Source organism: Okeania sp. KiyG1 (assembly GCF_014132355.1).
In the GTDB taxonomy this organism is placed as follows: Bacteria; Cyanobacteriota; Cyanobacteriia; order Cyanobacteriales; family Microcoleaceae; genus Okeania.
This window is the reverse complement of the sequence record NZ_BLZO01000016.1, coordinates 1-10830: the sequence shown is the minus strand read 5'-3', so window position 1 is coordinate 10830 and position 10830 is coordinate 1. Positions and strand designations below refer to the sequence as shown.

The 10830-nt window shown below is 37.6% G+C and carries 11 protein-coding genes; 3 read left to right on the top strand and 8 right to left on the bottom strand.

Going from position 1 to position 10830, the window contains the following annotated elements; all coding sequences use genetic code 11:
• Window positions 1-215 precede the first annotated feature (215 nt).
• Together SAGCYANO_RS01800 and SAGCYANO_RS01795 are read right to left on the bottom strand one after the other, a co-directional pair.
• Window positions 216-908, bottom strand: coding sequence for a class I SAM-dependent methyltransferase (locus SAGCYANO_RS01800; RefSeq protein WP_202218526.1), 693 nt, complete (start codon window positions 906-908; stop codon window positions 216-218).
• Between the two features lie 38 nt (window positions 909-946).
• A complete protein-coding gene (locus SAGCYANO_RS01795) occupies window positions 947-1318 on the bottom strand; it encodes a hypothetical protein (RefSeq protein ID WP_202218525.1) in 372 nt (123 codons plus the stop codon).
• A 536-nt stretch (window positions 1319-1854) separates the two neighbouring features.
• On the opposite strand from SAGCYANO_RS01795, the gene SAGCYANO_RS01790 reads away from it, so the two are divergent.
• The gene (locus SAGCYANO_RS01790; RefSeq protein WP_202218524.1) at window positions 1855-2703 is read left to right on the top strand and encodes a Uma2 family endonuclease; all 849 of its coding nucleotides are present in this window, start codon (window positions 1855-1857) and stop codon (window positions 2701-2703) included.
• Between the two features lie 250 nt (window positions 2704-2953).
• Here SAGCYANO_RS01790 and SAGCYANO_RS01785 read toward each other — a convergent pair whose 3' ends face one another.
• Together SAGCYANO_RS01785 and SAGCYANO_RS01780 are read right to left on the bottom strand one after the other, a co-directional pair.
• Window positions 2954-4669 (bottom strand): sodium:solute symporter family protein, encoded by a 1716-nt coding sequence (locus tag SAGCYANO_RS01785; protein WP_202218523.1) that lies wholly within the window; start codon window positions 4667-4669, stop codon window positions 2954-2956.
• 365 nt (window positions 4670-5034) lie between these two features.
• Window positions 5035-6390: an NB-ARC domain-containing protein gene (locus SAGCYANO_RS01780; protein WP_237395569.1), complete on the bottom strand. Its 1356-nt coding sequence runs from the start codon at window positions 6388-6390 to the stop codon at window positions 5035-5037.
• 237 nt (window positions 6391-6627) lie between these two features.
• On the opposite strand from SAGCYANO_RS01780, the gene SAGCYANO_RS01775 reads away from it, so the two are divergent.
• Complete coding sequence (locus SAGCYANO_RS01775) at window positions 6628-6924, top strand: hypothetical protein (protein ID WP_202218521.1); 297 nt, start codon at window positions 6628-6630, stop codon at window positions 6922-6924.
• A 153-nt stretch (window positions 6925-7077) separates the two neighbouring features.
• On the top strand, window positions 7078-7404 hold the full coding sequence (locus SAGCYANO_RS01770; protein WP_202218520.1) for a hypothetical protein: 327 nt from the start codon (window positions 7078-7080) through the stop codon (window positions 7402-7404).
• A gap of 453 nt (window positions 7405-7857) precedes the next feature.
• On the opposite strand, the gene SAGCYANO_RS01765 is transcribed toward SAGCYANO_RS01770, so the two are convergent.
• From SAGCYANO_RS01765 to SAGCYANO_RS01755, 4 genes are all read right to left on the bottom strand, one after another.
• On the bottom strand, window positions 7858-8130 hold the full coding sequence (locus SAGCYANO_RS01765; protein WP_202218519.1) for a type II toxin-antitoxin system VapC family toxin: 273 nt from the start codon (window positions 8128-8130) through the stop codon (window positions 7858-7860).
• A gap of 7 nt (window positions 8131-8137) precedes the next feature.
• Entirely contained in the window at window positions 8138-8368 is a 231-nt protein-coding gene (locus tag SAGCYANO_RS01760) for a type II toxin-antitoxin system Phd/YefM family antitoxin (RefSeq protein ID WP_202218518.1), read from the bottom strand.
• Between the two features lie 149 nt (window positions 8369-8517).
• Window positions 8518-8703, bottom strand: a complete 186-nt coding sequence (locus tag SAGCYANO_RS43825; RefSeq protein ID WP_237395567.1) for a hypothetical protein — start codon at window positions 8701-8703, stop codon at window positions 8518-8520.
• Between the two features lie 9 nt (window positions 8704-8712).
• Window positions 8713-8865, bottom strand: coding sequence for a type II toxin-antitoxin system Phd/YefM family antitoxin (locus tag SAGCYANO_RS01755; RefSeq protein WP_237395565.1), 153 nt, complete (start codon window positions 8863-8865; stop codon window positions 8713-8715).
• Window positions 8866-10830 lie beyond the last annotated feature (1965 nt).

Below are 10830 nucleotides of genomic sequence, written 5' to 3'. Positions count from 1 at the left end.
GTAATTTATCGTTATCTATATTATCCAAATAAACTGGTCGTTTACCTTTTGCTTGTTTAGGAATCATCTTTTTTATCTTTTTATTAGACATCTCCAAAAATAAAAATAAAATCAATTATCGTACAAAAATTATCAGTTCTTCCCCTCCTGGGGGGAGGGGCGAGGTGGGTTCTATTCCTATTCCCTATTCCCTATTCCCTCTTTTCTGGAGAGGTCTATTTAGTACCAACAATAATGAATGACTGCATTCCATTACTTTGTTCCAGCAGTGTGTTAATGAGGTTATCTCTCGAAAAACCTGCTTCCCTTGCTACAGCTACTAAATCTAAATCCCGCATGGCACTCCAGAAAGGTTCATTATTATTAGTTGTTTCTTCATCAGAAATGAACGCAGTATATAAATCTAGATGACGAAACAAACGCGCATCTTGATGTATCATTATTCCACCTGGAGCTAATAAACGATAACTTTCACGGAAAACATTCCGAATTGCTGGCACAGGTATTTCATGTAGCAAAATATGACTTACCACCAAATCAAATGATTCATCTGGGAAGTTAGTCTTCTCAGCATTCTGTTGGCTAAAATGCACCCGTTTTCCTAAAGACTCTGCTCGTGCATGACTATAACGTAATATGGCAGGTGCTAGATCGATACCATAAACTTCAGCATTTGGATAAGCATCTACATAAGGCAAAGTATTAGCACCCACCGTACAACCCATATCTAGAATTTTCCCTGGTTGAAAATTTGGGTATTGCTGCTTCAAGAATTTATGAATAACCGTTTGACCTCTGACATCCCGAAGAGATTTAGGGTTTCTGATGGCAGTATAAACTCCCAAGTCATAAATAGCACCTGCCGCTACGTCATCTTGAGTGTATTCGCTATTGTATCCTCCAGGCATACAATGGATATCTACAGCAGTTTGGTAGGTGGGAATTTTTAATTCGGGTTTAGGGTAAGTGTTCCCAAGGGTTTTTCCCTATCTTTGGCACATTCCACCAATTTTGGTAGTTGACGTTCGACAGTAGTAATTACTGATTCCCACATCATTTCTTGGGTAATACGTTTGCAGCTACTGTACCACTTATAAGATGGTTGTTGCTGCATTTCCCGCCGAATTTCATAACGATCTTTAGGGGGTCGTTGATTTTCTTTTTCAAATTGTGGTTTGACAGTCTCTTGGTAAACCAACTTTAAGTCATTTCGCATTTTTCCAAACAGATAATTTCTGAAACTTTTAACAAAGTTTTGTCGTGCTAACTCATCGTGATTTGCTTGTGGTATCATAGTATGAGCTGATTTTTTGTTCATAATTTTGTCTTAGTCAGGACTTACGCATAATATCATGTCCGGTAGCATCGGTTTCATTAATTGATAATTGATAATTACCTCTGGTTAAAACCGTTACGGAATTGAAAATAAGGAAATATTATTTCTTCTCTTGGTCCATTGGATATGGCGCAGGTTTCGAGCCATCCCACCCTTCGGGAAGCTCCGCTTTTTCCTTCGGAATGCTACGCAAACATGTCGGCGATAGCCGTTAGCGGAGCTTTGCGCCAGCAAAACGACCGCTTTTTCCCCTTAAAAGGGAGGCTTTATACCAGAATTATTTAATTATTAATTATTAATTATTCGGTAACTGTTGGCTATAATCTGGTATTATCTATGATGATATCCAATTATCTATGTTACAAAAATAACTTCTGACTTCTGACTTCTAACTTCCTTAAAGGTTGGGTTGATCCTACGGATAAGCTCCGCTAACGCTATCGCTCTACCCAAACTACAAACTAACCCAAAACATGGTAAAATCTAGATAAACGAATAACCGATAACTTATAACTGAAATGACTCACGCCAAAATCAAAATAGACATACCACAACCTTTTCTCGACCATACTCAATTACCAGATGAAGACGGCACCTTTGTGAAAAATTTCCAGGAACATCCCCAAAGTATCCTTTTAACTGATTCCATCGCGCCAATTTTACAACAACGACACCCAGATGGAAATTATGCCATCGGGCAAGATAGTGGTATCTATTGGCGACAAACTGAACCCCCACAAAAAGGTGCAGAAGCACCAGACTGGTTTTACGTTCCCAATGTACCACCACTATTAAATGGTGAATTTCGTCGTTCCTATTGCCTGTGGCAAGAAAAAATAGCACCTTTAATTGCTCTAGAATTTGCCAGTGGTGATGGAACAGAAGAATTAGACAAAACACCTTTGTCAGTTTCTGAAGATGATGAAACAACAAAACCAGGAAAATTTTGGGTTTACGAACAGATTATCCAAATAGCTTACTACGGAATATATATCGTGAAAACTAGCAACTTAGAAATGTATCATTTAGAGGATAACTCTTATCGCCAGATGTCTCCGAATGAACGCGGTCACTATTTTATCGAACCCCTGGGAATAGAATTAGGAAAATGGCAAGGTTCCTATCAAAATCAAACTCTATCATGGTTACGCTGGTGGGACTCTGAAGGAAACTTGTTGTTAACAGGAGCAGAAGGAAAAGAAATAGAAAAAGCTCGTGGCGATCGCCTTGCTAACCAATTAGAACAAGAACGACAAGCACGAATAAATGCTATTCCTCAATTATTAGCAACGGGAATGAGTGTGGAACAAGTAGCACAAATTCTTAGTTTGACTGTTGAGGAAGTGAGGAAATTTTCTGGTGTTTAAGTAAGTGGGAGCAGGATGCTCCCGTAGTTTATATCAAATATGCTTACACTTTCGGACATGATATAACTCCTGTCTCCTGTCTCCTGTATTCCCCTCCTGGGAGGGGTTAGGGATGGGTTTTTCCTACCGCTACTAAAAGACTTTTTCAGCAAACCCTAGCTAAAACTCCTAGGGAAGAAGTCACTGCCTTTCATTATACCAGAGTAGGGGACGTTTTCGAGAATGCTCCACAGACCAGAACAGCAATAATTTAACTTCTGACTTCACCTAGAGGCGATCGCAATTCTTCTACCATCTCTTGTATTTCCAATGGTGGAGGTGCTGTCATCCGAGATACTACCAAAGTCACAACAAAATTTAATAACATTCCTACTGTACCGATACCCTGATCGGACAACCCCAAAAACCATGTTGGCATTCCATAGAATCTTACACCTATAATATAGATACTTGTAAACACTAAACCAGCTACCATACCACTTATCGCTCCTTCCCGGTTAGTGCGTTTGTCAAATACTCCCAAAATAATTGCTGGAAAAAAAGTACCAGCAGCGACACCTACTCCCAAAGTTGCTATCTCAATCACAAAACCAGGGGGGTTGATGCCGAAATAACCAGCAAAGGCGATCGCCAATACTACCATGATTCTGCCTAGCATTAATCTTTGTGACTCTGATGCTTCTGGGTTAATTAGGCGGTAATAAATATCGTGAGCAATGGCACTAGAAATCACTAATAACAAACCCGATGCAGTAGACAAAGCAGCAGCTAACCCTCCTGCTGCCACTAATGCAATTACCCAAGGAGCAAGTTTAGCTATTTCTGGTGTAGAGAGAGTAATAATATCCGGGTCAAGAATGATTTCATTAGTCTCTGCATCTGGGGTCAACTGCAAACGACCGTCGTTATTTTTATCAGTGAATTCTAACAAACCTGTATTTTGCCATTTTCTCGCCCAGTCTAACTGTTGCACTTCCTCCACAGTTTTGTTGTGTAAATTATCAATTAAATTGTATCGTGCAGAAGCAGCTAAAGCAGGAACAGTTGTGGAAAAAATGGCAATAAACAATAATGCCCAAGCTACAGAATATCTAGCTGCTGTCACGTTAGGTACAGTATAGAAACGAACAATAACATGGGGTAAACTAGCAAGACCCACCATGCCCGAAATAGTGATGAATAGAACATCCAACATAGTTTTTTGGGTGAAGGCAGCAGTATATTCTGGAAAACCTAAGTCAACCTGAACTTGATTCAGTTTTTCGACAATATCACCAAAGGTAAAAGCTAATTCTGGAACCGGAATATTTGTCAGAATATTACAAATGGCAATAGCTGGTGTTAAATAAGCAACAATAAGTATAAAGTATTGAGCAACCTGAGTCCAAGTAATCCCTTTCATTCCTCCTAATATAGCGAAGAAGGCAACTATAACCATACCGATGACCACACCAACTTCAATGGGGACTTGCAAAAATCGACTGAAGACAATACCTACACCTCGCATTTGTCCGATCACAAAAGTTATGGAGATAATGAGAGCAGCAATAACCGCAACGATACGAGCAATATTAGAGTAGTAGCGATCGCCTATAAAATCTGGTAAGGTATATTTACCAAACTTTCGTAGATATGGAGCAAGCAGCAACCCCAAGAGTACATAACCTCCTGTTGCTGCTGCTACATAATAAGAACCATCATAACCTAAAATTGACACTGCTCCTGCTATAGAAATAAAAGAAACTGCAGACATAAAGTCCGCTGCTGTGGCAACACCATTAGCAATTGCAGGTACACCTCGGTCGGCGACGAAAAAGCCTTTACTATCTTGGACTCGCGATCGCCACCCTATGTACAGGTAGAGCATTAAGGAAATTGTTACGAAGATAAATGTCCAAGTTTCTGTGGAAGAAGGAAGAAGCAAGAAGGAAGAGGGAAGAAGGAAGAGGGAAGAGGGAATAAACATTTAACAAAAAGTAAAAGAAATAAGAAGTTCCATGGAACGTCCCTACAATATATTACCGAAAAATTGGGTTTAAAGCCTCGCCCTTGTAGGGCGACTTTTTATTTTTATGTTAAGTGAATTGAATATATGCTACAGTTTTATTAGTTGCCGGGGGGCACTCGGAAACTCTAAACGGATGTGGAGGGAAGCGTTAGACTACCGCCAAGGAAGCAGCACCCTGTTAAGCGTCAACCCGCCGAGGAGCTATGGCTCAGTAGGAATCCCCGTGCCTAACAGCCGGGGAGGATGTCAAAGCATATTAAGAAAGAAGGAAGCAATCTCCTAAAACCCTGAGATTGCTTCCTATCGTTGATAGGGACGACTATTCAATCGGATTCTATATAATATTCTCTGAGTACAGATGGCACACTGTAGAGATTTTCTTGTTTTTCGATGAGGGAACGCCTACACAAAGATTGTAATGTGTTGAGTAAATCTGATGGTGATGTTTGTGTAGTTTCTAACAGTTGCGCTAGACTAACAGGTTGATTTTTCATTACTAAAAGCTTCAATATTTGTTTTTCGGTTTTCGATAGGCGATCGCTCTGCTGTTGTAAAGTATCTTTTAAATCTTCTGGTAATAAGATGGTATTATCGGGCAATAACTCAATCAAATTTTCTCCGAATTCTTGAATCTGAGTTGCCACACTTTTTAACCATAGAGGGTTGCCTTGATAGTGGTGAATGAGTCTTTCCCATTTCTCAATTTCTGTTAAACCATAATCTCTGAGTATTTCTTTGGCGCTAGTGATATCTAAACCAGTCAGTTGCAAAATGGGAATTGGTGTTTTTTTGCTTTTGAGTTGAGCAAGTTTAATGGGTTCTTCCCAACCTATTAATAACAGGCAACTTTCATGGGATAATTTTTCTATCTGTTTGAAAAAGGAGTCATATTCTTCGTATCCTGGTTTGTACTTTCCTGCAAACTCTCCACTGCTGAAAAGATGATGAATGTCATCCAAGATGACTAAACAGGGATGCTTTTGTAAATATTTGATTAGGGGTAAAGATTTTTGTGTGTTTTCGAGTGAATTTTGTGGTTCAGACTGGGAGAAAAACTGAACTAAGTCAGCTTGAAATTCTGCAAAAGTGGGAGATGTTTCCAGACTGCGCCAAATTACATAGTCAAAATTATCTTTTATTTGGTGAACGAGTTTTACTGCTAACGTAGTTTTGCCGATACCAATGATACCTGTAAGTGCGATGAGGTGACAATGTTGTTGTAAAATCCAGGTTGTTAGGGTTTCGAGTTCGGTGGTGCGGTTGTAGAAGTCGCCTAACTCTGGCATTTCGTCTAAGTCTTGATGTGGTGTTGTGGGTTGTGTGGGGTGAGATTTTTGTTGTTTAGGTTGGTGTGAGTTTGATATATCTGGGGAGTGCCTTTCTTTTTCACAGATGTTGAAACTACTAATTGCTACAACTTCTTGTGCAAAGTTTGAATTATTCAAGCTTTGCCACCTCTCCATTGCAGAGCGAAAATTTGATTTATTGACATCTTCCCCTAATTCCTCCGAAATAATTTTCCATAATTCTGCACCCACACCTCTAATACAACTTTCAGAGTAGTCAAAATCTTCAGCTATTTGCCTGTATCTCTTGCGTTTTAGAGTTCCTTGCAATACCGCTTTTTGTAAATCGTCTAAATGTTGGCCTGTTTTTTCAAAGACTATTTTATCGGCCATTTTTAAGGCTTCTTCTAGACTCATGGGGTTAGGGGATAGAGTTTTATTTGTATTATTATTGACATTGTGGAACAGTTTAGTACATTTTAAACATTTTTGTACAAAAGTAGATGAAATTAAAACAAAATATGAACAGAGCTAAATCATTTTTCATTAGGTAAAGCGTTAGAATTTAGTGAGAAAAAAATTCCAACTTCCTTCCATAGATACATAGATTAAGAAAGCAGTAATTAAATTATGGACAATTTTTTCAAGTTTATCGGGCAGATATTTATATTTATTAGTAGTTTTGGGGGTGCTGCAATACAAAACTATGAATTTATAATAGGTGTAGCTATTATAGCGACATTCGTATACATTATTATTGAACTTCGCTCAGAAGATAATAATGTAACTAAAGCAAGATATATTATGGTTGCATTTGGTACTTTATTTGCTGGTATTGTAGCAGGAGCTCAAGCTTCAAACAGTAGTTCATCGGACGACAATGTTTCCACAATTTTTGTTTATTTGGCAGATAGTTGTATCTATTAGTAGTTTTGGGAATTTTCTTATTGAACTTCCCTCACTAAAGCAAGATATATTATGTTTGCATTTGGTAGTTTATGTGCTGGTATTATGGAAGGGACTTAAGTTTCAAACAGCAGTTCATAAATAAATTCTCTTGTTTTTGCCAGAAAATACAAAATGAAAAATATAGAATTAATTTCTAAAATAATAGTATTTTCAGTATTAGTAATTGTTGTTACATTTTACTTTAGAGAATACAGCTTGGATAGATACAATCAAGGAATACTTCTAGATAAAAAAGAATATATTTCCAATTTTGATCGATATAAAACTGAGCTATTAAGTTCAGAAAAAGACATAAGCTTACCTTACTCACTAATGGTGACTTTTCTAGGATTGTTAATCATTGTTGGCGGATATGAATTAATTGTTTTTATTGTTAGCCTTTTTATAAAATTGATGGTTAATAATAGAAATTCAATAGACATTGAAAAAAAATTATAGTCAGGAATTATCAGATTGTAGGTTGGGTTAAGCGACAGCGCAACCCAACAAAAACCTCTATAATATATCTTTGATGTTGGGTTTATCCTACGGATAAGCTCCGAAGATCGTTCCTCAACCCAACCTACATGAGCGATCGCTCCTCTACAAGAAAGAGGCCAGTATCTGTGCATCCGTGCCATAATCTGTGTGAGCACCTCAACCCAACCTACATGAGCGATCGCTCCTCTACAAGATTTTCTAACTAAGTGTTTGTACTGCCGAACTACCTATAATATTAGTATCAACCGTGGCTAATATTAACCCATAGTAAATAGCTGTAGCAACAATAAATCTGTCTGCGGGATCTTTATGAGGTAGTATAGCAGAAGAAAGAAGGAAGAAGGAAGAAGGAAAAGTATTACGTTGTCTGAGTTTTAAGCTTTTGACCTGTCCTAACCTTTACTTCGACTGCTATACAACCTGACGACTGAAAATAGCAATAGCATGATTCATTTGAGCTTCACGAGTTTCTAAACTTTGTAAAGCTAAATTAATCCATGTAATAGGATCGGGTTGCACAGATATCCGTCCTTTTTCTGCAAGGACAAGTGCTTCCCAAACACTAATTGGACTCAACCAAAGTTCGTTATTAGGATCGGCGATCGCTCTCTGAAGTTGGAGCGATAAACGTGCATCGTCAAGTAAATACCAAACCCAAATATGAGTATCAAGTAGAATTTTCATTCCAATTTCATTCCAACACTTCCCAAGGTTCGTTAACAGGAGCTACTAGATCCCCTAATATTTCACCAGTTCCTTTCATTACGCCACAGGGAGCGCATTTAGTCTCGGTAACAGCAGGATAAATAATTACTAACGGTTTTCCTTCATGGATAACAGTTAGTGGTGTTTTTGTGCGTTCGACTTCTATAAATAAAGTCTGTAAACTTTGTGGTAATTCATCTGTAGTAATTTTTGCCATTTTTAAGTAAGTTCTCCTATAGCTTTGTAGTGTAAATTTTACCGAAAAATTGTGCTTTAAAGCCTCCCCTTTTAAGGGGATAATAAAGAAAAATTTTCATCTCTTTGTCAATCCTCTTCTTTCAAGGAGAGGTAATTATTCATTATTCATTATTCATTATTCATTGTTGAACACGTCTCTTCACCTTTCAAACTGCTAAACTGCATCATAGCAATATTCTCATCCAAGTCCGAGGAGTGTTGACTGTAAACACTATTCAGTTTTTCGGTAATCTGTTCCGGTAAAGGTTCGTTAAAATCTTCCGGTACAACAAATTTTCCTCTATCCTGCCCCAAACTAGCTATTCACTTAGATGAGGGAGAAATGGGAACCAACTTCGCGATCGCCACTCCTTGATTTAAAATAATAATTTCTTCTCCAGGTTTGATACCAGAGAATAACTCCGAGAGATTGATTTTGAAGTCGTTAGGTAAGTTTTCTATCTGAAGTGTAGCCATTTTTGTTTCTGAATTACTTTTATATCAGATTACCAGTTTAACTTAACTTAGGATATTTTAGCTTAACTACCAAGTAGTCTAGTAGGGTATGTTTCTCTGCGGGACATGTTTGCGGAGCATTCCGTCAGGAAAAATGAAATGTAACGCACCGCCTTTGATTTTCGCTGTGTTACTTAATCCGTACATCCGTGCCATAATCTGTGTGAGCACCTCAATCCAACTACATAAAGCGATCACTTAGATGGAAAAACTAAGACGTTGTAGTTTTCAGTGCCTGATTTTTCACTGCCATAACACAAAAACTAAGACGTTGTAGTTTTCAGTGCCTGATTTTTCACTGCCACCACACAAAAACTAAGACGTTGTAGTTTTGAGTACCTAATTTTTCACTGCCACAACAGAAAAACTAAGACGTTGTAGTTTTCAGTGCCTGATTTTTCACTGCCACCACACAAAAACTAAGACGTTATAGTTTTCAGTGCCTGATTTTTCACTGCCACCACACAAAAACTAAGACGTTGTAGTTTTGAGTACCTAATTTTTCACTGCCACAACAGAAAAACTAAGACGTTGTAGTTTTCAGTACCTAATTTTTCACTGCCACAACATAAAAACTAAGACGTTGTAGTTTTGAGTGCCTGATTTTTCACTGCCACAACATAAAAACTAAGACGTTGTAGTTTTGAGTACCTAATTTTTCACTGCCACAACATAAAAACTAATATCATGTCCGGTTGAACAGTGATAAATAAATAACTACGGAGGAGTCAGAACTCAGCAGTCAGAACTCAGGAGGAAAGAGGAAGAAAGAAGAAGAACAGGAGAACAAGGAGAAAATTTTTTATAACTAATTATCCGGACATGATATAAGACGTTATAGTTTTGAGTACCTAATTTTTCACTGCCACCACACAAAAACTAAGACGTTATAGTTTTCAGTGCCTGATTTTTCACTGCCACCACACAAAAACTAAGACGTTGTAGTTTTGAGTACCTAATTTTTCACTGCCACAACAGAAAAACTAAGACGTTGTAGTTTTCAGTACCTAATTTTTCACTGCCACAACATAAAAACTAAGACGTTGTAGTTTTGAGTGCCTGATTTTTCACTGCCACAACATAAAAACTAAGACGTTGTAGTTTTGAGTACCTAATTTTTCACTGCCACAACATAAAAACTAATATCATGTCCGGTTGAACAGTGATAAATAAATAACTACGGAGGAGTCAGAACTCAGCAGTCAGAACTCAGGAGGAAAGAGGGAAGAAAGAAGAAGAACAGGAGAACAAGGAGAAAATTTTTTTATAACTAATTATCCGGACATGATATAAGACGTTATAGTTTTGAGTACCTAATTTTTCACTGCCACAACAAAAAAACTAAGACGTTATAGTTTTTAGTACCTAATTTTTCACTGCCACAACAGAAAAACTAAGACGTTGTAGTTTTGAGTACCTAATTTTTCACTGCCACAACAGAAAAACTAAGACGTTGTAGTTTTGAGTACCTGATTTTTCACTGCCACAACAGAAAAACTAATATCATGTCCGGTTGAACAGTGATAAATAAATAACTACGGAGGAGTCAGAACTCAGCAGTCAGAACTCAGGAGGAAAGAGGGAAGAAAGAAGAAGAACAGGAGAACAAGGAGAAAATTTTTTTATAACTAATTATCCGGACATGATATAAGACGTTATAGTTTTGAGTACCTAATTTTTCACTGCCACAACAAAAAAACTAAGACGTTATAGTTTTTAGTACCTAATTTTTCACTGCCACAACAGAAAAACTAAGACGTTGTAGTTTTGAGTACCTAATTTTTCACTGCCACAACAGAAAAACTAAGACGTTGTAGTTTTGAGTACCTGATTTTTCACTGCCACAACAGAAAAACTAATATCATGTCCGGTTGAACAGTGATAAATAAATAACTACGGAGGAGTCAGAACTCAGCAGTCAGAACT